This is a genomic window from Achromobacter sp. ACM02, assembly GCF_014851605.1.
Classification (GTDB): Bacteria; Pseudomonadota; Gammaproteobacteria; order Burkholderiales; family Burkholderiaceae_B; genus Achromobacter; species Achromobacter aegrifaciens.
Genome location: NZ_JACUZY010000003.1, coordinates 488,026 through 513,285 on the forward strand (window position 1 = coordinate 488,026; position 25,260 = coordinate 513,285).

Here is a 25,260-nt window from a genome sequence, read left to right on the forward strand (position 1 = left end):
GCGAGGTGGCTTTTTTCATGCTTGGCCGCCGGCTGCGAGCACAGGCGCCGGGCGTGGCGCGATCAGCTCTCGAACCAGTTCAGCACCCCGTCCAGCCCCGACACATTCAGCGCATAACGCGTCTGCTGACGCACCAGCGGCTTGGCGTGGTACGCGACGGGGAAGCCGGCGATGCCCAGCATCTTCAGATCATTGGCGCCGTCGCCCATGGCGATGATCTGCTCCTGGGAGGCGCCGTGCTGGCGGGCGAACTCGCGCAGGTGGGCTTCCTTGGCGTCGGCATCGAGGATGTCGCCCAAGACCTTGCCGGTCAGCACGCCGTTGGCGATTTCCAGGGTGTTGGCGTGCGCGCTGTCGAGGTTCAGGCGCTGGCGCAGGCGTTCGGTGAAGAAAGTGAAGCCGCCAGAGACCAGCAGCACCTTGATGCCGGCCGCCTGGGCCGTGGTGATCAGGCGTTCGGCGCCGGGGTTCAGACGCAGCTTGTCCGCATAGACCTGTTCCAGCGCATCGGCCGGCACGCCTTCGAGCAGGGCGACGCGGCGGCGCAGGCTTTCGGAAAAGTCCTTGATCTCGCCGCGCATCGCGGCCTCGGTGATTTCGGAGACCTTGTCCTTCAAGCCCGCCACGCCGGCGATCTCGTCGATGCACTCGATGTTGATCAGCGTGGAGTCCATGTCCATGGCCAGCACCTTGCACCCGGACAGCTTCAGGCCTGCGGGCAGGAAGGCGGTGTCGACGCCATGGCGTTCTGCCCAGCCCACGACGTCGGCGCGGGTCGAGTCGTCGTGCTGCACGTCGAGCAGGCGGGCGGCAGTGGCGCTGATGCGCGCGACGCCTTGCGCCTGGGCCAGGGCCGCCAACTGTTCAGCATGTTCCACGGTCAGGCCGGGGGATTGGACGACAAGGTGATGGGTGGTCATAGAAATCAGTGTGGTTTGACGGTTACTTCAAGGCGCGCAGCACGGCGCGCACGGCATCGGCGCGGGCAGGAATCTGCGCGGCCTTGATCTCAACCCGCAATTTATCCTGTCCCGCCAGTTTGATGTGGCGCTGGCGTTGCACCAGTTCGATGATCTTGCCGGGATCGACCGAGGTCTTGGGGCCGAACTGCAGCAGCGCCTGGGTTTCGCTGGCGTCGATCTTGACGATGCCCAGGGGCTGGGCGGCCAGGCGCAGGCGGTGCGTGGCGAGCAGCGTCTGCGCGGCCTCGGGCAGCTTGCCGAAACGGTCGATCAGTTCTTCCTGGATGTGGATCAGATCGTCTTCGTCCGCAGCGTGCGCCAGGCGCTTGTAGATGCCCAGGCGGGCATGGACGTCGGCGCAATAGTCGGACGGCAGCAGCGCCGGGGCGTGCAGATTGACTTCGCAGGCCAGGTTGAAGGGCGCGTCCAGGTCGGGCTCTTCACCGGCGCGCAGCGCGCGCACCGCTTCGTTGAGCATCTCGTTGTACATCGAGAAACCGACTTCCTGGATGTTGCCGGACTGCGAATCGCCCAGCACTTCGCCCGTGCCGCGGATCTCCAGATCGTGCATGGCCAGGTAGAAGCCCGAGCCCAGCTCTTCCATGGCCTGGATGGCTTCCAGGCGCTTCTTGGCGTTGTTGGTGATGGCGTCTTCGCCGGGCGTCAGCAGGTAGGCGTAGGCCTGATGATGCGAGCGCCCGACGCGGCCGCGCAACTGGTGCAACTGGGCCAGCCCGAAGCGGTCGGCCCGGTGGATCACGATGGTGTTGGCGCTGGGCACGTCGATGCCGGTTTCGATGATGGTGGTGCACAACAGCACGTTGTAACGCTGCTGGTAGAAGCCCTTCATCACCTGTTCCAGCTCGCGCTCGGGCATTTGGCCGTGGGCCACGGCGATGCGGGCTTCGGGCACCAGTTCTTCCAGGCGGGCACGGCGGTTGTGGATGGTCTCGACTTCGTTGTGCAGGAAGTAGCACTGGCCGCCGCGCTTGAGTTCGCGCAAGAGCGCTTCGCGCAGGGTGCTGCCGTCCTCGCGCCGCACGAAGGTCTTGATGGCCAGGCGCTTTTGCGGCGCGGTGGCGATGACGGAGAAGTCGCGTATGCCTTCCAGCGACATGCCCAGCGTGCGCGGAATGGGCGTGGCGGTCAGCGTCAGCACGTCGACCTCGGCGCGCAGCGCCTTCAAAGCTTCCTTCTGGCGCACGCCGAAGCGGTGCTCTTCGTCGATGATGACCAGGCCAAGGCGCTTGAACTTCACGTCCTTGGACAGGATCTTGTGGGTGCCGATGACGATGTCCACGCGGCCGTCGTTGATGCCTTCGATGGCGGCGGAGACTTCCTTGGCCGAACGGAAGCGCGACAGCTCCACGACCTTCACAGGCCAGTCGGCGAAGCGGTCGGAGAAGGTCTGTGCATGCTGTTCGGCCAGCAGCGTGGTGGGGCAGAGCAGGGCGACCTGCTTGCCATTGGCCACGGCCAGGAAGGCGGCGCGCAGCGCGACCTCGGTCTTGCCGAAGCCCACGTCGCCGCAGACCAGACGGTCCATGGGGCGGCCGGAGGTCATGTCAGCGATGACGGCTTCGATGGCGGCGGCCTGGTCGGCCGTTTCCTCGAAGCCGAAGCCCTCGGCGAAGGCCTGGTAGTCGTTGAGCGGCAGGTTGAAGGCGTAGCCTTCGCGTGCGGCGCGCTGGGCGTACAGGGCCAGCAGTTCGGCGGCAGTGTCGCGGACCTGCCGGGCGGCCTTGCGGCGCGCCTTGTCCCATTGGCCGGAGCCCAATTGATGCAACGGCGCGGCCTCCGGATCGGCGCCGCTGTAGCGGGCGATCACGTGCAGCTGCGACACCGGCACGTAAAGCGTGCTGCCGTTGGCGTATTCCAGATGGAGGAACTCCATCCCGCCTTCGCCCATGTCCATGTTGACCAGGCCGTGGTAGCGGCCGATGCCATGCTGCGCATGGACCACTGGGTCGCCCGCGCGCAGCTCGGACAGGTCGCGCACCATGGCTTCGACGTTGCTGGCGCGTTCCTGGTCGCGCTTGCCGCGGCGGCCGGTGGTGGCCAGGCCCGGGTACAGGTCGTTTTCGGTGAGGAAGGCCAGATTGGCCTGGGGCAGCCCGAAGCCGGTGGACAGCGGTGCGGCGACGATGCCGAAATGGGCGTCCGCAGCGAGGAAGGCTTCGATGGTGTCGGGCTGCGCGTCAGGCGTGACGCCGAACTCGTTGAGCATCTGCACCAGGGTCTCGCGCCGGCCGGCGGAGTCGGCGCACAGCAGCACGCGCGTCTGGCCGGCCTGCACCAGCGCGCGCAGCTTGGCGATGGGATCTTCAGAACGCCGCGCCACGCTCACGTCGGGCGCCGCCCGGAAGTCCGGATGCGACTGGCCGGCAGTCAGCGACAGCCGGCGGAAATCCTTCAGCCGTGCGTAGAGCGTCTCGTTGTCCAGGAACAGTTCGGAGGGCGGCAGCACCGGCCGTTCGCGGTCGCTCTTTAGGAAGCCGTAGCGGCTGGAGGTGTCCTGGTTGAAGCGCTGGATGGCGTCGTCGATGTCGCCCACGGTGACGGTGACCGTGCCTTCCGTCAGGTAGTCGAATAGCGTCGCCGTTTCCTCGAAGAAGAGCGGCAGGTAGTATTCGACGCCAGCGAACGGAATGCCGTTGCCGATGTCCTTGTAGGGCAGCGCGCGCGAGGGGTCGCCTTCGAAGACTTCACGGAAGCGCGCCCGGAAGCGGTTGCGCGCGTCTTCGTCCATAGGGAATTCGCGGCCGGGCAGCAGCTGCACTTCACGCACCGGGTACAGGCTGCGTTGCGTGTCCACGTCGAAGCTGCGGATGGTCTCGATCTCGTCGTCGAACAGGTCCAGGCGGTAGGGCACCACCGAGCCCATCGGGAACAGGTCGATCAGGCCGCCGCGCAGGCAGAATTCGCCGGGCGCCGTTACCTGGGTGACGTGGTTGTAGTTGGCCAGGGTCAGCTGGGCGCGCAGCGCGGCTTCGTTGAGCTTGTCCTTCTGCTTGAAGGAAAAGGTGTAGGCCGCCAGGAAAGAGGGCGGCGCCAGCCGGTACAACGCCGTGGTGACCGGCACCGTCAGCACGTCCACCGACTTGGTCATCAGCGAGTGCAGCGTGTGCAGGCGTTCCGAAATCAGGTCCTGGTGCGGCGAGAAGGCGTCGTAGGGCAGCGTTTCCCAGTCGGGCAGCTGGCGCACACGCAGGTCCGGAGCGAACAGCTGGATTTCCTCGGCCAGGCGCTGGGCCTCGACCGGCTCAGCGGTCAGGATGACCAGCGGCGCCGAGGCCTGCCGCGCCAGGTCCGCCAGCAGCCAGGCGTCGCCGGACCCTGGAGGGCGCGGCTGCGCATAGCGCGCGCCGGCCTTCAGCGCGGACAGGGTGGGGGCCGTAGCGGGGACGGGAGGCGCGAAGGTGGCGGGGGCGGAGGGGGCTGGCATCAGGCTGGGAGCAGGCATCAAGCGGAAGATTATAAAATCACCGCACCATGTCTGCCTCCCTCATTGCAATCGTGCCCGCTGCGGGCGTAGGGGCCCGCGCCAGCCGGCCCGGGCATGAAACCGTGCCCAAGCAGTACCGTCCGCTGTCCGGACAGCCCATGCTGCGCCATGCGGTATGCGCGCTGCTGGCCGATGAACGCATCTCGCAGGTGCGGGTGGCCGTGACGCCTGGAGACGGCTGGGTCGATGCCGCGCTGGCCGGCCTGCCGCGCACGGTGTGGCGCGCCTGCGGCGGCGCGACCCGCGCGGATACTGTGGCGGGTGCGCTGGCCGACAGCGGCGTGGCCGACGATACCTGGGTGCTGGTGCATGACGCCGCGCGCCCCGGGCTGCCGGCAACGGCGCTGGGCCGCCTGATCGACGCCTGCCTGGCGGATCCCGTGGGCGGCCTGTTGGCGCTGCCCGTGGCCGACACCGTCAAGGCCGGCCACGAGCGTGTGGAGCGCACGCTGGACCGCAATGGCCTGTGGCTGGCGCAGACCCCGCAGATGTTCCGGGCCGGCGTGCTGCGCGATGCGCTGACGGCGGCCTCGGTGAGCGGCGCGGCCGTCACCGACGAGGCCTCGGCCATCGAGGCGGCTGGCTATGCGCCGCTGCTGGTGCCCGGCGCCATGCGCAATTTCAAGGTGACGTGGCCGGACGATTTTGAACTGATGGAAAAATGGCTATGAGTATTCCTTTTCGCGTCGGCCAGGGTTTCGACGTGCACGCGCTGGTCGAGGGCCGCCCGCTGATCATCGGCGGCGTCACGATTCCCCACACGCATGGCTTGCTGGGGCATTCGGACGCGGACGTGCTGCTGCACGCCATTACCGACGCGCTGCTGGGCGCCGCCGGCCTGGGCGACATCGGCCGCCACTTTCCGGATACCGACCCGGCCTTCAAGGGCGCCGACAGCCGCGTGCTGCTGCGCGAGGCCATGGCGCGCGTGCGCGCCGCGGGCTGGACGCCGGTGAACATCGATGCCACGCTGCACGCGCAGGCGCCCAAGATCGGTCCGCACGCGCCGGCCATGGTGAAGAACATCGCCGCGGATACCGGGCTGGCCGAGACCGAGGTCAACATCAAGGCCAAGACCAACGAAGGCCTGGGGTACCTGGGCCGCAAGGAAGGCATCGCGGCGACGGTGGTGGCGCTATTGGGGCGGATTTCCTAGCCCGCCGCGGGGCCCGCGGGCAAGGGGCTTTCGCATATTCTCCGCAATTCATTTGGTTTTGATACATCTTTAACAAATGAATAAGCGGGTCGGATTGATCTGGCATATTCTGCGCTACTTCATTTCGACTACTGAGACATTCGGATGCATTTACGTGGCATCGCCCTGGCTTCCATCTTCAGCGCGGTAAGCCTGCCCGCGCATGCGCAGTACGAGCAGCAGCTCGGCCCGCTGGCCGGCGCGGTCAAGCAGCAGATGCTTGAGGGCTGGACCGCCGGCGTGCAGGATGGATGGTTCACCCTGCACAACGCGAACAAGGCCGACAGCGAACAGACGCTGTACATGAATGTCGGGCCGGCGCCGGAATCGGGCCGGGTGACCGACGTCAATGTGGTCGTCAAGTCGCCAAATCCGAAAGCGTCCATCGGCGTGGCACTGAGCAACCGCGCCAACAAGAGCCTGTGCCTGCTCGAACTCACGGCCGACAAGAATACGCTGCTGTTCTGTCTGCAGGGGAAGGATCGCCGCGACATCGCTGCGCTGCCCAACGTAGCGAAGCTGGACGGTACCGACCGCATCAGAGTGGTCGAGCTGCCCGGCGCGGCCCGTTTCATCGTCAACGGCCAGCAGATCGGCGATGTCAGCAATGAGCCCGCCACGGGCGCCGAGCTGGGAATCATGGCCTACGACGTAGGCACCTTCGGCGTTGCCGATTTCAAGATCACGATGACCGGCGGCCAATCCGCCGCGGCGCCGGCGGCCGGCACCTTGCCCGCGCGCGGCGGCAACGCAGGCGGGGGCACGGCGCAAAAGCCCCAGGCGCAGGCTCCGGCCGCTGGACAGGGTGGCGGTGACTACAACCCTGCCTTGCCGGGGGAAGGCCCCTATCCGCGCTTTGGCGGCGACACCATGCGCATTGTGTCGGTGTACATCGGCATCATGCGCAGCATCTTCATGCACGAGTTCGGGCACGCCCTGATCGGCGAGCTGGAGCTGCCCTCGACGGGGGCGGAAGAGGACGCGGTCGACATCTATTCGGCGCTGCAGATCGTCGAGCCGACCATGTATCCGTCGGACAACAAGGAAGTGAACACCATGGCGCAGGACGCGGCAAAGTACGCGGCCTTGCAGTGGTACTACAGCGGCAAGGTGGCCGAGCGCAGGGGGGCCGACGCCTCCTCGGCCTGGCAAGACGAGCACACTGGCGACCTGAAGCGTTTTCGCAACATGCTCTGCATCATGTACGGCGGCAACCCCGCCGTGTTCGAGTCCATTGCCAAACACGTCGGGCTGGAGGACCGGACCCGGGCGCGTTGCGCGGATGAATTCAACAAGCAGAACCGCGCCTGGAACAAGATCCTGGCGCCTCACACGCGCGTGGGCACCTGGACGCCCGAAGGCCAGCAGCCGGCGAATGCGCCCGGCGCGCCGGTGAAGGTGGTGTTCCAGCCGTCCAAGCGCAAGATCGGCAACTTGTTTGCGAACAATCTGTCCGAAGCGATCTCGAACAACATCAAGCTGCTGGGCGAACGCTACGTGCTGCCGCGCCCGGTCAACGTGGTGTTCAAGGACTGCGGCCAGCTCAATGCCTGGTACAGCCCGCGCGAAGGCTCGATCACCATGTGCTATGAGCTGATCGAAAACATCGCGGTGATGATTTCCGACATCGAGATGGGCACCGTGGGCGGCGAGGTCGCTCAGGCAGGGGCGGCTCCGGGCTCGGCTGCGCCGCGGCAGCAGCCGGCGCAGCCGGGGCAGGGCCTGCCCGCCAGCGCCATCGACGAGCTGAAGGACTTTGGCGTGCCGGCCACGACCATGCTGTTCACCGCGCCGTACAAGGGGCCGACGCCCAACAAGATCTACCGGGCCCAGGTGATCACGACCGCCGACCTGGTCGGGATGATCAAGAAAGACAAGAATCTCCTCATCGTCGATACCAGCGGGCTGCGCGACACGGTGCCTATCGGCTATCCGCTGACCGATGCGGGTTCGGACGGCAGCGTTACGGATCACCTGCAGCAAGGCTTCGACGCCTGGCTGTTGAAGAACAACGGTGGCGATCGCAAGGCGCCCGTCGTGGTCCTGGGCGCCGGCATGAACGATCGTTCCGCCTACAACGCGGCGCTGCGCGCCGGCACGCTGGGCTGGACCGTGTACTGGTACCGCGGCGGCGTCGAGGCCTGGGTCGCGAACGGCCTGCCCACCACGTCGAGCATGCCGAAGAAATAAACGGTCGGCGACGTAAATAAAAAGCCCGCCTGCGGTTACGCAGGCGGGCTTTTTTTGCCGGACGGAGGCTTACTTGCCTTGGGCAGCCAGCGCCAGGGCGGCAGCGTTGACCACGGCGGCGATGCGGCCGGCATCGCGCAGCTGCTCGGTCGACAGGCCGTCATTCTTCAGGTTTTCGTAGTGCGAAGCCACGCAGAAGTGGCACTTGCCGATGATGGAGGCCACCAGGGCGAACAGCTCGAAGCGCTTCTTTTCCACGCCGCCGTGGGTGGCGTAGGCGTTCATGCGCAACTGGGCCGGCAGGCTCTTCAATTGGGTGTCGCCAGTCATTTCGACGTACGGATACCAGGTGTTGTTCATGCCCATGAGGGCCGAGGCCGTCAGCGCGGCGTTGGCGTCGCCTTCGGACAGGCCGCTCTTGAAGGCTTCGACCAGCACCGGGCTGCGCGCGGCGTAGGCGGCGGACAGCGCGGCGCCGACGGCATCTTCAGGAGCCAGCGTCGAGCGGGCGATCACGGCGTCCAGATTCAGGCGGATATCCTTGGCCCAATCCGGCAGTTGTTCCTTAATGGTCGTAAGAAATTCCATAGCTTTTACCTATAATCTAGAGCAGTTAAAGCCCAGCGCAGGACCCGCAATCGGGTCCCGGGCCGGGCTGGAAATTACAGCGTGGCGCCGCCAACCGTACGGTTGCACGGGCACAGCTCGTCGGTTTGCAGACCGTCGAGCAGACGCAGAACTTCTTCCGGGTTACGGCCGACGTTCAGGTTGTTCACCGAAACGTGCTGGATCGTGTTGTCCGGATCAACGATGAAGGTGGCGCGCAGGGCAACGCCAGCGCCCTTTTCACGCACGCCCAGCTGGTCGATCAGAGCGCCGGTGGTGTCGCCGAACTGGTAGTGACCCAGCTTGTTGAGGTCCGGGTGCTCACGGCGCCATGCCAGCTTGACGAATTCGTTGTCGCTCGAGCCGCCCAGCAGGACGGCGTCGCGGTCTTCGAAATCCTTGGCCAGCTTGTTGAAGCCGACGATTTCGGTCGGGCAAACAAACGTGAAGTCTTTCGGGTAGAAGTAGATGACCTTCCACTTGCCGGGGAACGAGCTTTCGGTGATGTCTTCAAACGCCGACACGCCGTTTTCTTCGTGCTGGTTGAAGCCGGGCTTGACGCCGGTGACCTTGAAGGGTTCGAGTTTGTCGCCAACAGTTTTCATGTTTACTCCCAGTTGTTGGTGGAATTAAGGCTGCGCCTCAAACCTTAATTCTACGCTATGGATTCTCGTTGTCTAATTGATAATTCCTAAACTTTGCTTTGGGCAACTCTATCCTTGCGGTCAGGCCGCCGCCCTCGCGCGGCAGCATGCGCAACGAGCCGCCGACATGCTTGAGCAGGCGTTCGACGATGGCCAGGCCCAGCCCCGCGCCGCTGACGCCAGTGCGCGCGGCTTCGCCGCGCGAGAACGGCCGCAACAGGCGGTCGACGTCTTCCGGCGCGATGCCGGGACCGCGGTCGGACACCTCGATCACGATCATGGAGCCTTCAGCTTGCAGTGTCATGACGAGATGCGCCATGCCATCGGCCGAACGGCCGTAGCGGCGGGCGTTCTCGATCAGGTTGCTGACGATGCGCTTGAGGTCGAGCGCCGTGATGCGGGCGCGCAGGCCAGGCTCCAGCGTGGCGTCCAGCTCCCCGCCCAGGGATGCGGTATGGCTGCGTTCGCGTTCGTAGAGCTCGGCCAGCACCGCGGAGATGTCCGTGGCCAGCTGCGGCAACGTGCCGGCGGGACGCGCGTACTCCATCAACTGGCCGATACTGTGGTCGATCTGGCCCAGGTCTTCGTCGATGGCCTGGCGGGCGTCCTCGGATACGCCGCTCAACTCGATCTCCAGCCGCATGCGCGCAAGCGGCGTGCGCAGGTCGTGCGAGATACCCGCCAGCATCAGCTCGCGGTCGGCCTCCGCCTGTCTGAGGTCCTTGGCCATGCGGTTGAACGAGGCGTTCAGGTCGCGGATTTCCAGTGGTCCCTGCTCGGGCAGGGCGGCGGGGGTTTCGCCCCGCGACAGCACCTGGGCGGCCCGGGCCAGCCGCGACAGCGGCCGGTTGACGAAGCCCACGCTGACTGCGGCGCCCACCAGCGACAGCAATAGCGCCGTGGCGCCCCAGCCCAGCCATTCGATCCCGCCCGTCAGGCCGATCTGCTCGCGCTCGAACACCAGCCAATACAGGTCTTTTTCTATCTGGAAGCTGACCCAGAAGCCGGGCACCTGGTTGACGCCCCAGGCAATCTGCGTTTCCGGGCCGAAGCGCGTGCGGATGTGCTGGGCAACGCGTTGCCAGTAATCGTCGTCCGGGAGGGCTTCGGCGAAGTCGGTGACTTCGCGCGGATAGACCTGGATGCCTTCGTTGGTGGCCAGATCCAGCAGCAGCTTGCTGCGCTCGTCGTTATGCGAGTAGATCAGCGCGGTGCGCGTGATATTGACGGCCGTGATCACCCGCTGCGCCATTTGGTTGGCGCGCGGTCCCAGCTCCATGCTGAAGAATACTTGTAGCCACGCGCCCAGGCTGACGAGCATCAGTGCGGCGAGCAACAGGAACGTGCGGCCGAACAAGCCGAGCCGCAAACGTGATGTCAGGTTCCTGAAGGTTCTGCGCAAGCGGGGCACGAGGCTGCGCTCCTGCCCGGGGCGGGCGAGTCGGTCAGCTACCACCGTCCGGCACAAACACGTATCCGAGACCCCAGACGGTCTGGATGAATACGGGCTTGGACGGATTCGGTTCGATCAGCTTGCGCAGGCGCGAGATCTGCACGTCCAGGCTGCGATCGAAGGCTTCGTATTCGCGGCCGCGCGCCAGTTCCATGAGCTTGTCGCGCGACAGCGGGATCTTGGGGTGGCGTGCGAACACCTTCAGCACCGAGAATTCGCCGGTGGTGATGGGCACCTGTTCGCCGTTGCGCGTGAGCGTGCGGGTGGACAGGTTCAGCGTGTAGGGGCCGAAGGCGATGGACTCGTTTTCCTGGCTGGGGGCGCCGGGATGTTCCTCGGTGCCGCGGCGGCGCAGGATCGCGTTGATACGCGCCAGCAGTTCCCGGGGGTTGAACGGCTTGGACAGGTAGTCGTCCGCGCCCATTTCCAGGCCGACGATGCGGTCGATTTCTTCCGCCTTGGCCGTCAGCATGATGATGGGGGTATTGTCGTGACCACCGCGCAGCCGGCGACAGATGGACAGGCCATCTTCTCCAGGCAGCATCAGATCCAGCACGAGCAGGTCGAAATGCTCGCGTTGCCAGAGTTTGCCCATCTCTTTGGCGTCTTCGGCAACGAAAACGTTGAATCCCTGCTCGGATAAGTACCGACGCAGCAAATCGCGCAAGCGCGGATCATCGTCGACGACGAGGATTTTTCGGGTGGGGGTGGTGTTTTGCGTATTCATGGCCGGAAATGTAACAGTGGCAAGAACCAGCGGCTAGTGGGCGTTCACAAGATATTACACATTGCGAACCATGGTTGAAATCCCCCTCGCATCCCCCTGATAACCGGGGGCGGAGTCGCGGTATTTCGTACAATCTGCATCTATGGAACTAAACCTGCTGGCTTTGGAAACTTCTTCGTCCCGTTGCGGCGTGGCCCTGTTGCGGGCGGCCGATGGCCGCCTGGAGGTCAGCGTCAGGGAACACGAGGGTTCCCAGGAGCACGCGGAACGGCTCTTGCCCATGGCCAACGAACTGCTGGCGGCGTCCGGACTGGCGCCAGCCGCCTTGCACGCCGTGGCTTTCGGCCAGGGGCCGGGCGGATTTACCGGCCTGCGGGTGGCCTGCGGAGTGGCGCAAGGCATGGGCCTCGGCCTGGGCATCCCCGTACTTCCCATTGTCTCTCATCAGGCGGTCGCCGCACAGGTGGAGGCCACGCCGGCGGACGCGATCGTGGTGGCGCTGGACGCCCGCATGAATGAGGTCTATCTGGCCGTCTACCGCCAGACGGACGTTTCAGATGGCGAAATCTCTTGGGAAGTCCTGCAGGCGCCGTTGCTGATCGCGGCGGCTGAAGTGGTGCCATGGACCGCCCATCACCTGCCGGCATGGTCGGCGCGCGCGGGCCGGCCGCTGGAACCGGTATTGGCCGGCGATGCCTGGGACGCCTACGCGTCCGAAATGGAATATCCCGGCGCCTGGCGCCGCGCCGACGCCAGGCGTCCGGAAGCGGCCAGCGTTGCCCGTTTGGGACGGCAGGGCTGGCTGCGGGGCGAAGCCGTGGCGCCCGAGTTGGCCGCGCCGCTGTACGTGCGCGACAAGGTGGCGTTCACCACTGCCGAGCGCATGCGGGGCGAGGGCGGCAATCCGAAAGCCCAGCCTTCGCTGGTTCCCGCGGTGCCTCAACCGATGACCGACGCCGACCTGGACGAGGTCGTGGCGTTGGAAGCGCACGTGCAGGCCTTCCCCTGGACCCGTGGCAATTTCGCGGACGCCCTGGCGGCAGGCTACGGCGCCTGGGCGCTGAGGCGCGAGGGCAAGCTGGCGGGGTTCTGCGTGCTCATGTTCGCGCCCGACGTGGCGCACCTGCTGGTGATCGCGGTCGCCAAGCCGCTGCACCGCCAGGGCCTGGGCGGCGTGCTGCTGGACTGGTGCGAGCAGCAGGCGCGTGAGCGCGGCATGGAGGGCGTGCTGCTGGAAGTGCGCCCGTCCAACGAGTCGGCCGTCAGCTTCTACAAACGGCACGGGTATCTGCAGATCGGCGTGCGCCGGGGCTATTACCCGGCCGAGAAAGGCGGCAGGGAAGATGCCCTGGTCATGCAGAAGCGCTTTGCGGCGGATGGAGCGGCGGCATGAGCCAGCCCAACATAGCGCCGCCGCCGGCCGCGCCCCGGGTCAATCCGCTGCAGCGCATCTGGTTGCGCGAGATCGGCATGGAGCGGCTGTGGCTGCGTCCAGCCCCTGCGCCCGGCAAACCGGCGGCCGAGGCGCAAGCCCTTGTTTCCAAGCCGATTTTGCCGGCTGCGGCCCAGGATCCCGTCGCCGAGGCGCCGCTTGCGCCGCAGCCTGTCGCTCCGGTCGCGGCGGTCCCGGCGGTCGCGGCGGTCGCGGCGGTCCCGGCGGTCCCGGCGCGCGAGGCATCACCCGCCGCCGCGGCGGCTCCTGCGGAACCCGCTCCCGGCCGTCCCGGCATACCGACGTCGATCCTGAACCGCAAAGGCCCGCCGCCGCCGCCGGCTCCCAAGGCCGAGGCCGAGGCGGCGCCTCCGCCGCCCGTGCCTGTGGCAGAAGCGATCCGGAATTCCACACTGGAAGAAATGCACGACCAGGTCGTGGCCTGTTCCGCCTGCGGCTTGTGCAAGGGCCGCCGCAACGCGGTGTTCGGCCACGGCGGCCAACCTACGCGCTGGCTGGTGGTGGGCGAGGCGCCTGGCGAGCAAGAGGACCGGCAGGGGCAGCCCTTCGTGGGCCGCTCGGGCCAGTTGCTGGACGCCATGCTGTCGTCGGTGTCCATGAGCCGCGAGCGCGATGTGTTCATCACCAACGTCATCAAGTGCCGGCCGCCCGGCAATCGCAATCCCAAGCCTGAGGAAATCGCGGCCTGCAGTCCGTACCTGATGCGCCAGATTGCGCTGCTCAAGCCGGAGCGGATCCTGGTGCTGGGCCGTTTCGCGGCTCAGACGCTGCTGGGCACGGACGCCACGATCGGCAGCCTGCGCGGCCGCGTTCACCAGTTGAAGACGGATGAAGGGCGGGAGATTCCGGTAATCGTCAGCTACCACCCCGCCTATCTGTTGCGCAGCCCCAGCGAGAAGGCGCGCGCCTGGCAGGACCTGCGCCTGGCCGTGGCGCAATTGGCCTGAGCCTGGCTCCGCTATCTTTGGGCAAACAAAAACCGGGCGTCAGCCCGGTTTTTCCATGGCAGCGGAATCGCGCGCCTAGTGCGTGGAGTCCAGCGCGCGCCCATGGCCTTCCTGGCCGATCTGGTCGTGCAGTTCCGGGTTGGCCTGCAGGTTGCGCTTGCTCCAGCGCATGAAGACCACCATCAGCACGGCGACCACGGTGCCGAAGATCACGATGATGATGTTGATGGGCAGCTGCAGCCACAGCAGCAGCGTGTACATGGCGACCATCAGCAGGATGTTGAGCTGTTCGTTGAAGTTCTGCACGGCGATGGAGTGGCCGGCCGACAGCAGCACGTGGCCGCGGTGCTGCAGCAGCGCGTTCATCGGCACCACGAAGAAACCGGCCAGGCCGCCCGTGATCAGCAGCAGCAGGTAGACGCTCCAGGGCGAGTAGACCAGCGGCATCAGCAGCACGACCAGGCCCATGGCGGCGCCGACCGGCAACACGGCCAGCGCGCGGCGCAGCGGAATGCGGCCGGCCAGGATGGAGCCGACGACGGTGCCCAGCGCGGCCACGCCCATCAGCATCGAGGCCTTGTCCAGCTGGTATCCGAGATGGCTGCGGCCCCATTCGATGACGATCAACTGCAGCGTGGCGCCCGCGCCCCAGAACAGGGTGGTGACGGCCAGCGAGATCTGGCCCAGCTTGTCTTTCCAGAGCACACAGACATAGCCCCAGAAGGTGCGGATGAGCCGTACCGGGTTCTTTTGTTGCGGCGGGTAGCGCACGTGGGTGTGCGGAATCAGCAGGTTGCACAGCGCCGCCAGCAGGTACACGAAGGCGATGACCAGGATCGCAGCTTCGGCCGGGGTGTGGACCAGCTTGCCGATGAAGGAATGGCTGAGCAGGGCGGTGGAAACCGAGGACGAGATCAGCAGGCCGCCCAGCACCGTACCCAGGATGATGGAAAAGACCGTCAGGCCCTCGATCCAGCTGTTGCCCTTGACCAGCATGGCCGGGGGCAGCATTTCCGTGACGATGCCGTACTTGGCGGGAGAGTAGGCCGCGGCGCCGATGCCGACGATGCCGTAGGCCGCGCAGACCAGGTAGGTCTGGTATTCGGGGGCGACGCCGATGCTGGCATACGAGAACATCAGCATGCAGCCGGTCACTTTCAGGGCATTGGTGGAGAACATCACGCGGCCCTTGGGGAAGGAGTCCGCCAGTGCCCCGACAAAGGCGGCCAGCACGACATAAGCCAGCGCAAACGACCACTTCATCATGGGCGCCATCCAGTCCGGCCCATGCAGTTCCTGTATCAAGGCGATGGCTGCGATGAACAGCGCGTTGTCCGCCAATGACGAGAAGGCCTGCGCGGCCATGACCAGATAGAAACCACGTTTCAAGAATGTCCCCGTTCTCAGGCCTGGCCCCGGCCAGTCCGCGTGAAAATTTATGTGTCGTGCAAAAAAGTGTCAGGGAGTATAGCCGGACCCCAGACGGCGGCCATTGAGCGTTTGCCCGCGGATTGACCGCCGGCAAGCCTCAGGGACAACACGCCTTGACCCTTGCTGACGTTTGGGGACAGACTGCCTGCGGTATCATACGACCCATATGTGCGCCGGCCCTCCAGGGGCCGGTTTGCAATCTGTGCGGCAGGTCCGTTAACGCCTTTCGTTCAACCCACCCCGTCGTCATCGTACTGTGCGTCTTACTCAGCTAAAACTCGCCGGCTTCAAGTCCTTCGTCGATCCCACCGTGATTCCCGTGCCCAGCCAACTGGTGGGCGTGGTGGGTCCCAATGGCTGCGGAAAATCGAACATCATTGACGCCGTGCGCTGGGTGCTGGGCGAGGCCAAGGCCTCGGAACTGCGCGGCGAGTCCATGCAGGACGTCATTTTCAACGGCTCCGGCAACCGCAAGCCCGCGGCGCGGGCCTCGGTGGAAATGGTGTTCGACAACAGCGAGGGGCGCGCCGCCGGCCAGTGGAGCACCTACGCGGAAATCGCCGTGCGCCGGGTGCTGACCCGCGATGGCACCAGCAGCTACTTCGTCAACAACCAGCAGGTCCGCCGCCGCGACATCCACGACATCTTCCTGGGCACCGGCCTGGGTGCTCGCGGCTACGCCATCATTGGCCAGGGCATGATCAACCGCCTGATCGAGGCGCGCCCCGAAGAACTGCGGGTGTTCCTGGAAGAGGCGGCAGGGGTGTCGCGCTACAAGGAACGGCGTCGCGAGACCGAGAATCGCCTGTCCGACACGCGCGAAAACCTGACCCGCGTCGAAGACATCCTGCGCGAACTCAACAATCAGCTGGAAAAGCTGGAAGCGCAGGCCGAAGTGGCCACGCGCTACCGCGAACTCCAGGCCGACGGCGAAAAGAAGCAGCATGCGCTGTGGTTCCTGAAGGAAACCGGCGCGCGCGAAGAGCGCGCCAAGAAAGCCCAGGAGATGGCCCAGGCCCAGAATGAACTGGAAGCCGCCATCGCCGGCCTGCGGGCGGGCGAAGCTGCGCTGGAATCCCGCCGCCAGGCCCACTACGCCGCCAGCGACGCGGTGCACACCGCCCAGGGCGGGCTGTACGAAGCCAATGCGCAGGTCAGCCGCCTGGAAGCCGAAATCCGTCACGTGGTGGATTCCCGCAACCGCCTGCAGGCGCGTCGCGATCAGCTGCAGCAGCAGATCGGCGAGTGGACCGCCCAGCGCGAGCATTGCACCGAACAGATCGCCCAGGCCGAGGAAGACCTGGCCGCCGGCGCCGCCCGCACCGAAGAGGCGCGCGCCAAGGCCGAGGACGCCCAGGCCGCGCTGCCGGCCGTGGAGCAGCGCGTGCGCGAAGCCGCCTCGGGGCGCGACGAGATGCGCGCCGCGCTGGCCCGCGTCGAGCAGAATCTTGCCCTGGTGGCCCAGTCGCAGCGCGACGCGGACCGCCAGATGCAGGCCCTGGACCAGCGCCGCGAGCGCCTGCAACAGGAACTGCGCGAACTGCACAGTCCCGATCCGGTGCGCCTGGAGCAACTGGCTGGCGACCGAGCCGCCGGCGAGGACCAGCTCGAGGAAGCCCAGGAAGAACTGGCCACCCTGGAAGGCCGCGTGCCCGAAGCGGACGCCGAGCGCAGCCGCGCCCAGGCCGCCGCCCAGACCGACGTGCAGAACCTGGCGCGCCTGGAAGCCCGCCTGTCGGCCCTTGTGAAGCTGCAGGAAGACGTGCAGAAGCAGGGGGCGCTGGAACCCTGGCTGGCCAAGCATGAACTGGCCGGGTTGTCGCGCCTGTGGCAGAAGCTGCACATCGAACCCGGCTGGGAAACCGCCCTGGAAGCCGCCCTGCGCGAGCGCATGGCTTCCATGGAAGTACGCAACCTGGATTGGGCCCGCGCCTTCGCCGAAGATGCGCCGCCGGCCCGGCTGGCTTTCTACCAGTTGCCCGCCGCGGCGCCGACGCCCGCCGCGCCCGCCGGCCTGACGTCGCTCGCCAGCCTGCTGCGCATCACCGATCCCGACCTGCGCACGCTGCTGAATGAGTGGCTGGGCGGCATCTACACGGCTACCGACGTGACCCAGGCGCTGGCCATGCGCGCCAGCCTGCCCGCGGGCGGCGCCTGCGTGGTCAAGGCCGGCCATCTGGTCGACGCCCACAGCGTGCGTTTCTACGCGCCGGATTCCGAGCAGGCCGGCCTGTTGGCGCGCCAGCAGGAAATCGAGAACCTGCAACGCGAGATCAAGGCCCAGCAACTGATCGCCGACCAGGCGCGCGCCGCGGTCGCCCGCGCGGAAGCCGCCTGGCAGCAAGTGTCCCAGGCCATCGCCCCGGCGCGTCAGCGCGTGGCCGAGGTCACGCGCCGGGTGCACGACATCCAGCTGGAACACTCGCGCCTGCAGCAGCAGGCCGAACAGTCCGGCGAGCGCGCCTCGCGTCTGCGCCAGGACCTGGAAGAGATCAAGGTCCAGGAAGAAGACCTGCGCGCCACCCGCGAAGAGGCGGAAGCCCGCTTCGAGGCGCTGGACGAAGAGCTGGCCGAACACCAATCCCGTTTCGCCGACGCCGAGATCGACGGTGAAACCCTGGCGGCGCAGGCCGAAGCAGCCCGCGCCGGCCTGCGCGAACTGGAACGCGCCGCCCAGGAAGCCGAATTCGCCGAGCGCGGCATCCAGGTGCGTATCACCGATCTGCAGCGCAACCAGCAATTGGCGGCCGACCAAAGCCAGCGCGGCAGCGTCGAGCTGGAACAGCTGCTGGTGGACCTGGCCGAGCTGGACGCCTCGGCGTCCCAGGCTGGCTTGCAGGACGCCCTGGAAGCGCGCGCCGAGCGCGAGGAAGCGCTGTCGCGCGCCCGCCAGGAACTGGAAAATCTGGCGGCCCTGCTGCGCGGCGCGGACGAAGACCGCCTGCAGCAGGAGCAGACGCTGGAGCCGCGGCGCGCCCGCATCATGGAACTGCAGCTGCAGGAACAGGCCGCGCGCCTGGCTGAAGAGCAGTTCACCGAACAGCTGAACGCGCGCGAGGTCGACCGCGAGGCGCTGGCCCAGGATCTGGCCAATCAGCCCGACGAATGGCGCCGCGCCAGCTGGCTGCAGTCCGAAGTCAGCCGTATTTCACGCCAGATCGAAGCCCTGGGCTCGGTCAACCTGGCGGCGCTGGACGAATTGAATACCTCGCGCGAGCGCAAGGGCTTCCTCGATTCGCAGCATCAGGACCTGATGACCGCCATCGAGACCCTCGAGGACGCCATCCGCAAGATCGACCGCGAAACCCGCGAGCTGCTGCAAGAAACCTTCAACGTCGTCAACGGCCACTTCGGCGAGCTGTTCCCCAAGCTGTTCGGCGGCGGCGAGGCCAAGCTGACCATGACGGGCGAGGAAATCCTCGATGCCGGCGTGCAGGTCATGGCTCAGCCTCCAGGCAAGCGCAACAGCACCATCCACCTGCTGTCCGGCGGCGAAAAGGCCCTGACCGCGACCGCCCTGGTGTTCGCGCTGTTCAAGCTCAACCCCGCGCCGTTCTGCCTGCTGGACGAGGTGGACGCGCCGCTGGACGACGCCAACACCGAACGCTATGCGAACCTGGTCGCCAACATGAGCGAGCAGACCCAGTTCCTGTTCATCTCGCACAACAAGATCGCGATGCAGATGGCCAAGCAACTGATCGGTGTAACCATGCAAGAGCAAGGGGTTTCGCGTATCGTTGCGGTAGACATAGACTCGGCCGTCCAGATGATGGCCTCCGAAGCGGCATAAACCCAATATTCAGAAGGGCGTCGGGGTTTCGGCGCGGGATTGATACATGAGTGATTTGCAGATCGGGCTGATAGCCCTGGGCGTATTGCTGATACTGCTGGTGCTGGGATTCAACTGGTGGCAGGACCGGCGCGTCCGGCGCAAGATGCAGACCCATTTCCCCTCCACCGAGCAGGATCCGCTGTTGGGGGCGGGCGCGGCAGCCGGCGCGTCTGCAACCGCGGGCGCAGCGGCGGCGCGCCGTGAGCCTGGCATGGGCGGCGAGAGCGCCCGTGCCCAGCCCGGTCAGCCCGCCCCGGTCGATGCCGGCAGCGATGCCGACGATACCGAAGAACCCGATCCCGCTTGCGAGGTGGTCATCGAGATCAACTTCGCCGACGCCGTGCGCGGCGCCGATTTGCTGCCCTACATGCAAAGCCTGCGCCACGTGGGCCGCAAGCCCATGCGCGTGTTCGCCGAAACCGATCAGCGCCGCCACCGCGCGCGCGTCCACGCCGGCGAATCCTACGCCTCCATGCAGCTGGCCGTGCTGCTGGCCAATCGCAGCGGCCCGCTGACCGCCATCGAATGGTCGCAGGCCTGGGCTCGCGCCCAGGACATGGCCGAGCGTTTCGATGCCACCATCGAAGGTCCGGACCAGCAGGCCGTACTGGAGCAGGGCGCCCGATTGGACGACACCTGCGCCGCCCTGGACACCCAGGTCGGCCTGACCCTGCTGCTGGGCGCCGCCCAGCCCGCCGCCGAGGTCCTGTCCGTGGCGCGTGACATGGGCTTCGTTGCCGACGGCAGCCGCCTGGCCTGGCTGGCGGAAAACGGCGTAGCCCGTTTCACGCTGGCGCGCGGCGACGGTGCGGCATTCGATGCCGGCATGGGCGGCATCGAACGTCTGTACCTGCTACTGGACGTGCCTTGCAGCCCGGCGGACGAGCGCGCTTTCGGCCGCATGGTCGATGTGGGCCGCGACCTGGCCGCTCGCCTGCGCGCGGACCTGGTGGACGACCAGGGCAAACCGCTGGCCGATGGTTCGGAAACGGTCATCGACGAGCGTCTGCAGGTGCTGTTCGGCCAGCTCGAACAAGCGGGCCTGCCCGCTGGCAGCGAGCGCGCCCTGAGGGTGTTTGCATAAATGAGCGGCGCGACTGGCGGTGAAAACGCGGCGCAGGCCGCGGCGCGCTTGCGCGCCGAAATCGAACAGCACAACGTCCGCTATTACGTCTACGACGATCCGTCGATCTCGGACGCCGAGTACGACCGGCTGATGCGCGAACTGCAGGCGCTGGAGGCCGAGCATCCGGAGCTGGTGACGCCTGAGTCGCCGACGCAACGCGTGGGCGCGGCGCCTGTTTCGGCCTTTGGCAGCGTACGCCATGTCGTGCCGATGCTGTCGCTGGGCAACGCCTTCGACGAAGAAGACGTGACCGCCTTCGACCGCCGCGTCACCGACACGCTGCGCGGCGCGGGCCTGCTGGGGCCGGCGCAGCAAGCCGATTACTTCTGCGAGCTCAAGCTGGACGGGCTGGCGATCAGCCTGCGCTACGAGGACGGCCGCCTGGTGCAGGCCGCGACCCGCGGCGACGGCCAGACAGGCGAAGACGTCACCTCCAACATCCGCACGATCAAGGCGATTCCGCTGCAGCTCAAAGGGGCATACCCCAAGGTGCTGGAAGTCCGCGGCGAAGTCCTGATGAACCGCGCCGACTTCGAAAAACTGAACCAGGCCCAGGCCAAGCGCGACGAAAAAGTCTTCGTCAATCCGCGCAACGCCGCCGCGGGCAGCCTGCGTCAGCTGGATCCGCGCATCACCGCCAAGCGGCCGCTGCGCTTCTTTGCCTATGGCTGGGGCGAGGTCCAGGGCTTGGCGGGCTCCCAGGGAGGGCTGTTCGCCGAAGCCTCGGCGGGGGCGGCCGAAGCCTCGCAATTACCCGAGAAATCCCATGGCGCCATGCTGGACTGGCTGGCCTCGCTGGGCCTGCCGGTCAACGTCAAGCACAACCACCGCGCCAGCGGCGCCGAGGGCCTGATGGCCTTCTACGCCAAGGTTGGCAAACTGCGGCCTGAGCTGCCCTACGACATCGATGGCGTGGTCTACAAGGTGGATTCGCTGCCGGCGCAGAAGGTGCTGGGTTTCGTCGCGCGCGCGCCGCGTTTTGCGCTGGCGCACAAGTTCGCCGCCGAGGAAGCCACCACCACCTTGGTCGATATCGAAGTGCAGGTGGGCCGCACCGGCGCCATCACGCCGGTCGCGCGCCTGAAGCCCGTGTTCGTGGGCGGCGTCACCGTCACCAACGCCACGCTGCACAACGAAGACGAGATCCGCCGCAAGGACGTGCGCATCGGCGATACCGTCATCGTGCGCCGCGCGGGCGACGTGATCCCCGAAGTGCTGGGCCCGGTGCTGGACAAGCGCCCGGACGACGCCCGTGAATTCGTCATGCCCACGGCCTGTCCGGTCTGCGGCTCGGCCATCGAACGCCTGGAAGACGAGACCATCGCGCGCTGCACCGGCGGCCTGTTCTGCGGCGCGCAGCGCAAGCAGACGCTCTGGCACGCCGCCAGCCGCAAGGCGTTGGACATTGAAGGCCTGGGTGAAAAACTGGTGGATCAACTGGTCGACAGCGGCCGGGTCAAGACCCTGGCCGACCTGTACAGCCTGCGTCCGCTCGAATTGGTGGGCCTGGACCGCATGGGCCAGAAGTCCGCCGACAACCTGGTGGCCGCCATCGACAAGGCGCGCGCCCCCGGCTTGAACCGCCTGCTGTACGCGCTGGGCATCCGCCATGTGGGCGAGACCACGGCGCGCGACGTGGCGCGCCATTTCGGCAGCATCGACGCCATCATGGACGCCGATGAAGACGCCTTGTCCTCCGTGCCCGACGTGGGGCCGGTGGTGGCAGCATCGATCCGCCGTTTCTTCGCCGAGCAGCACAATCGCGACGTGATCGAACAACTGAAGTCGCAGGGCGTGAATCCCGTGGCCGAGGCTGCGCCGCAGGCTACGACGCTGGCCGGCAAGACCTTCGTGCTGACCGGCACGCTGCCCAATTGGACGCGCGAAGAAGCCTCGATGCGCATCCAGGCGGCGGGCGGCAAGGTCAGCGGTTCGGTGTCCAAGAAGACGGCCTATCTGGTGGCCGGCGAGGACTCCGGCAGCAAGCTCGCCAAGGCCCAGGAACTGGGCGTGGCGGTGCTGGACGAGGACGGCCTGAAAGCCTTGCTGGGCGAACAGGGCGGCTGAGGCCGCCCGCCCAGGCACAGAATCAGATGGTGCTGCGCGGCATCATGTCGCGGATGGCGGCGGCGGCGCGCTGCAAGGCCGGCAGATGCTGTTGCTTCAATTCGTCGGGCTGGCGGGAGCCCAGCACCATGCTGACGCTCAGGCCCGCCACCGCGCGGCCTTCGTGGTTGTACAGCGGCACGGCCACGCCCGCGAAACCATCCACCAATTCGCTGACCGAAATGCAGTAGCCGTCCTGGCGCACCTGCCGGATCAGCTTGCGCAGGGCGCTGCGCGACACGGTCGTGTAGGGCGTCAGGCGCTTCAGGTCCGCGCTTTCCAGATATGCGTCGAGCGCCTCGTCGTCCAGCGTCGATAGCAGCGTGCGGCCCAGGGAGTGGGCGTAGGCGGGCAGGCGGCTGCCCACCGACAGGTCCAGCTTGAGCAGCTTGGGGCCTTCTTCGCGCGCCAGGAACACGACATGTTGCCGGTCCAGCACGCCCAGCGAGCAGGTTTCCCCTACGGTCTGCGCGACTTCGCGCATGGTCGCGCGAGTCAGTTTGGGCAGGCTTAGCGAAGCGAAATACGCATAACCCAGGTCCATGACCTTGGGCGTGGGCGAGAAATTCCTGCCGTCCTGCCGCACATAGCCCAGTTTTTCCAGCGTCAGCAGAATGCGCCGCGACGCCGCGCGCGTCACGTCCAGTTGTTCCGCGGCCTCCTGCACGGTCACGCTGGCCACGCCCGTGGCGTAGATCTGCAGCAATTGCAGGCCGTTGGCCAGGCTGTCGAGAAACTCCTCTTTCCTTTCTTTCGGTTCCGGCAATGTCGTGTCCATGTATCGGCAGTCTTGTCGTTGGAGGCTCGATTGTAGTTTGACATCCGTGGCAATCTTCATAAAATGCCAATTAGCGAACAATTGTTCGTTAATTAGATGGGTCGGCCAGGGCACCCGCCCGGTACGTCCCGCAACAACGGAGACATGCCATGTGCAGGAGACTATTGCGCGCCTTGGGCGCATGCGCCCTGGCGGCGGGGGCGGCGGCCAGTTCCGTCGCCGGCGCGGCCGAGGCCTATCCCAGCAAACCCATCCGCTTCGTCGTGCCCGCCGCGGCCGGCGGACCCACTGAAATCGTCACCCGGTTGCTGGCCGAACGCATGACGCAGAGCATGGGCGTATCGGTCATCGTCGAGGCCAAGCCCGGGGCGGGCGGCAATATCGGGGCGGACGCCGTGGCCAAGGCGGCGCCGGACGGCTACACGATCCTGATGGGCACGATAGGCACCAACGCCATCAACCAAACCCTGTACAAGTCCATGCCGTTCCAGCCGTTGAAGGACTTCACGGCGGTGACGCAGGTCGTGTCGTATCCGCTGGTGGTGGTGGTCAACCCGAAGCTCCCGATCCACTCGGTGGCAGACCTCATCGCCTATGCCAAGGCCAACCCCGGCAAGCTCAACCGCGCCTCGGGCGGCAGCGGCACGTCCATGCACATGTCGGGCGAACTGTTCAACGAGATGGCCGGCGTGCAGATGCAGCACATCCCGTACAAGGGCAGCCTGCCCGCGCTCACGGACGTGATCGGCGGACAGGCCGACCTGGCCTTCGACAGCCTGGTCATCGCCCAGCCCCTGATCAAGTCCGGCAAGCTGCGCGCAATCGCCGTGACCGGGCCGGAACGTTCCCCAGCCGCACCCGCCATCCCCACCGTGGCCGAAACCCTGCCGGGCTATGCCATGACCTCCTGGATCGGCGTGTTCGCGCCCGCCGGCACGCCGCGTCCCATCGTCGAACGCCTGCAGCAGGAAATTGCCAAGGCGCTGGCCGATCCCCGCGTGCGCGAACAACTTGTTTCGCAGGCCGCGGATCCGGTGGCCAGCAAGCCCGACGACTTTGCGCGCTTCACAGCCGATGAAACCGAGAAATGGGCGCCTGTCGTCAAGGCTTCCGGCGCATCCGTTTCCTGAATCCCCAAGGAGGAGTGACACATGCAGTCCATCGATTTTCAGGCGCGCCGCAAGCGCGTCGCCCAACACGCGCGCGAACTCGGCTTCGATGCCTACCTGGGCACCCGCCAGGGCGCGCTGCACTACCTGAGCGGCGCATTCATGCCCTGGCGCGGCGCCGTGCTGGTCACGGCTGACGGCCACTGCGAATTCATCTACTGGGCCATGGACGCCTCGCGAGTGCGGGTGGAAGGCCATGAGATGGAAATGTACGAGTTCGAGTTTTCCGACTTTCCGCAACTGATACGCCAGCGCCTGGAGCATCACGGACTGACGCGTGGCAAGGTGGCGCTGGACCTGTCGCACCCCGGGGCGGCGCAGGTGGCGCCGGGCATGCTGACTGCGGCCGAGTACTTCGACCTCACCAGCCATCTGCCCGACATCCGTTTCGCGAACGGCGTGGACGTGATCGACGACGTCATGCTGATCAAGGACGCTGCCGAGATCGAGCGCCTGCGCCATGCGGCGGAAGTCTCGGACTACGGTTTCGAGCAGGGCATGAATGCGGTGCGGGTCGGAGCGACCGAGAACGAGATCGCCGGCGAAATCGAGCGTGCTATCCGGCAACGAGGCAGCACCTGGTCCTGGGCGGTGACGGGCGGTACCGAAGTCGGAGCCGGCGAGCGCACGGGATTCCTGCGCGGCGTGACCCAGCAGGCGACCGACCGCGTCATCCAGCCGAACGAATTCGTGATCCTGGACCTGCATCCCTTGCTGGACCTCTACATGGCGGATACGGCATTGCCCGTGTTCCTGGGCAAGCCCGACCCGGTCCAGAGCAAGCTGATCGATTGCTGGGAAGAGACCGTGCAGACCATGCTGGCATCGTTGACGCCGGGCCGGCCGATAGCGGAGTGCGCCAGCCGCGGCATTGCCGTGTTCGAAAAGCACGGACTGAGCGAGTTCGGCCTGCCCCTGTTCGGCCACGGCCTGGGCACCTGCGCGCGTACCCGGCCCTTCATCAACCTGCGCAGCCGCGACGTCGTGACGCCTGGCATGGTGGTGGCGTTGGGCACGCACCTGTACCGCCCGGGCGTGGGCGGCATGCGGCTGGAGTATCCGGTGCTGATCGGAGAGCACGGCGCCGAGCCGCTGGTGCGCACCGAGGCCCGCGTGCACCGCCTTCCCTGAACCTC

The 25,260-nt window shown here is 66.6% G+C and carries 18 protein-coding genes; 10 read left to right on the plus strand and 8 right to left on the minus strand.

Annotated features, from left to right (window positions below; all coding sequences use genetic code 11):
• Nucleotides 1-62 precede the first annotated feature (62 nt).
• A complete protein-coding gene (gene serB / locus IB258_RS11140; protein ID WP_175213932.1) occupies nucleotides 63-920 on the minus strand; it encodes a phosphoserine phosphatase SerB in 858 nt (285 codons plus the stop codon).
• A 22-nt stretch (nucleotides 921-942) separates the two neighbouring features.
• A complete protein-coding gene (gene mfd / locus IB258_RS11145) occupies nucleotides 943-4,425 on the minus strand; it encodes a transcription-repair coupling factor (RefSeq protein WP_192352588.1) in 3,483 nt (1,160 codons plus the stop codon).
• A gap of 29 nt (nucleotides 4,426-4,454) precedes the next feature.
• Between mfd and ispD the strand changes: the two genes are divergently transcribed.
• From ispD to IB258_RS11160, 3 genes are all read left to right on the plus strand, one after another.
• Nucleotides 4,455-5,138 carry a 2-C-methyl-D-erythritol 4-phosphate cytidylyltransferase gene (gene ispD / locus IB258_RS11150; protein WP_054450509.1) on the plus strand — a complete coding sequence of 228 codons (684 nt, stop codon included), beginning with the start codon at nucleotides 4,455-4,457 and terminating at the stop codon, nucleotides 5,136-5,138.
• On the plus strand, nucleotides 5,135-5,623 hold the full coding sequence (gene ispF, locus IB258_RS11155) for a 2-C-methyl-D-erythritol 2,4-cyclodiphosphate synthase (RefSeq protein ID WP_054450511.1): 489 nt from the start codon (nucleotides 5,135-5,137) through the stop codon (nucleotides 5,621-5,623). Before ispD ends, ispF begins: the two co-directional genes overlap by 4 nt.
• A gap of 144 nt (nucleotides 5,624-5,767) precedes the next feature.
• Entirely contained in the window at nucleotides 5,768-7,852 is a 2,085-nt protein-coding gene (locus IB258_RS11160) for a DUF4344 domain-containing metallopeptidase (protein ID WP_192329912.1), read from the plus strand.
• A 69-nt stretch (nucleotides 7,853-7,921) separates the two neighbouring features.
• On the opposite strand, the gene IB258_RS11165 is transcribed toward IB258_RS11160, so the two are convergent.
• From IB258_RS11165 to ompR, 4 genes are all read right to left on the minus strand, one after another.
• On the minus strand, nucleotides 7,922-8,440 hold the full coding sequence (locus IB258_RS11165; RefSeq protein WP_192352589.1) for a carboxymuconolactone decarboxylase family protein: 519 nt from the start codon (nucleotides 8,438-8,440) through the stop codon (nucleotides 7,922-7,924).
• Nucleotides 8,441-8,514: 74 nt separating this feature from the next.
• Nucleotides 8,515-9,063 (minus strand): peroxiredoxin, encoded by a 549-nt coding sequence (locus IB258_RS11170; RefSeq protein ID WP_006389231.1) that lies wholly within the window; start codon nucleotides 9,061-9,063, stop codon nucleotides 8,515-8,517.
• A gap of 55 nt (nucleotides 9,064-9,118) precedes the next feature.
• Entirely contained in the window at nucleotides 9,119-10,513 is a 1,395-nt protein-coding gene (locus tag IB258_RS11175; RefSeq protein ID WP_059374934.1) for an ATP-binding protein, read from the minus strand.
• Between the two features lie 34 nt (nucleotides 10,514-10,547).
• Nucleotides 10,548-11,282 (minus strand): two-component system response regulator OmpR, encoded by a 735-nt coding sequence (ompR, locus tag IB258_RS11180; protein WP_013392162.1) that lies wholly within the window; start codon nucleotides 11,280-11,282, stop codon nucleotides 10,548-10,550.
• A gap of 142 nt (nucleotides 11,283-11,424) precedes the next feature.
• Between ompR and tsaB the strand changes: the two genes are divergently transcribed.
• Together tsaB and IB258_RS11190 are read left to right on the plus strand one after the other, a co-directional pair.
• Complete coding sequence (gene tsaB / locus IB258_RS11185) at nucleotides 11,425-12,675, plus strand: tRNA (adenosine(37)-N6)-threonylcarbamoyltransferase complex dimerization subunit type 1 TsaB (RefSeq protein WP_054450515.1); 1,251 nt, start codon at nucleotides 11,425-11,427, stop codon at nucleotides 12,673-12,675.
• Nucleotides 12,672-13,682: a uracil-DNA glycosylase gene (locus IB258_RS11190; protein WP_192352590.1), complete on the plus strand. Its 1,011-nt coding sequence runs from the start codon at nucleotides 12,672-12,674 to the stop codon at nucleotides 13,680-13,682. The genes tsaB and IB258_RS11190 overlap by 4 nt, the downstream gene beginning before the upstream one ends.
• A gap of 75 nt (nucleotides 13,683-13,757) precedes the next feature.
• Here IB258_RS11190 and lplT read toward each other — a convergent pair whose 3' ends face one another.
• Nucleotides 13,758-15,071: a lysophospholipid transporter LplT gene (gene lplT / locus IB258_RS11195; RefSeq protein WP_054450519.1), complete on the minus strand. Its 1,314-nt coding sequence runs from the start codon at nucleotides 15,069-15,071 to the stop codon at nucleotides 13,758-13,760.
• Between the two features lie 298 nt (nucleotides 15,072-15,369).
• Here lplT and smc point away from each other — a divergent pair, with 298 nt between their 5' ends.
• The 3 genes from smc to ligA are packed head-to-tail and all read left to right on the plus strand — an operon-like array spanning nucleotide 15,370 to nucleotide 22,138.
• Complete coding sequence (smc, locus tag IB258_RS11200; protein WP_054450521.1) at nucleotides 15,370-18,903, plus strand: chromosome segregation protein SMC; 3,534 nt, start codon at nucleotides 15,370-15,372, stop codon at nucleotides 18,901-18,903.
• A 46-nt stretch (nucleotides 18,904-18,949) separates the two neighbouring features.
• Nucleotides 18,950-20,029 (plus strand): cell division protein ZipA C-terminal FtsZ-binding domain-containing protein, encoded by a 1,080-nt coding sequence (locus IB258_RS11205; RefSeq protein ID WP_054450522.1) that lies wholly within the window; start codon nucleotides 18,950-18,952, stop codon nucleotides 20,027-20,029.
• The gene (gene ligA / locus IB258_RS11210; protein WP_054450524.1) at nucleotides 20,030-22,138 is read left to right on the plus strand and encodes an NAD-dependent DNA ligase LigA; all 2,109 of its coding nucleotides are present in this window, start codon (nucleotides 20,030-20,032) and stop codon (nucleotides 22,136-22,138) included.
• 22 nt (nucleotides 22,139-22,160) lie between these two features.
• Here the strand turns inward: ligA and IB258_RS11215 are convergent, their stop codons facing one another.
• Entirely contained in the window at nucleotides 22,161-22,955 is a 795-nt protein-coding gene (locus IB258_RS11215; RefSeq protein ID WP_082400663.1) for an IclR family transcriptional regulator C-terminal domain-containing protein, read from the minus strand.
• Between the two features lie 149 nt (nucleotides 22,956-23,104).
• On the opposite strand from IB258_RS11215, the gene IB258_RS11220 reads away from it, so the two are divergent.
• Entirely contained in the window at nucleotides 23,105-24,085 is a 981-nt protein-coding gene (locus tag IB258_RS11220; protein ID WP_175213938.1) for a tripartite tricarboxylate transporter substrate binding protein, read from the plus strand.
• A 21-nt stretch (nucleotides 24,086-24,106) separates the two neighbouring features.
• Nucleotides 24,107-25,255: a Xaa-Pro peptidase family protein gene (locus tag IB258_RS11225; RefSeq protein ID WP_054450530.1), complete on the plus strand. Its 1,149-nt coding sequence runs from the start codon at nucleotides 24,107-24,109 to the stop codon at nucleotides 25,253-25,255.
• Nucleotides 25,256-25,260 lie beyond the last annotated feature (5 nt).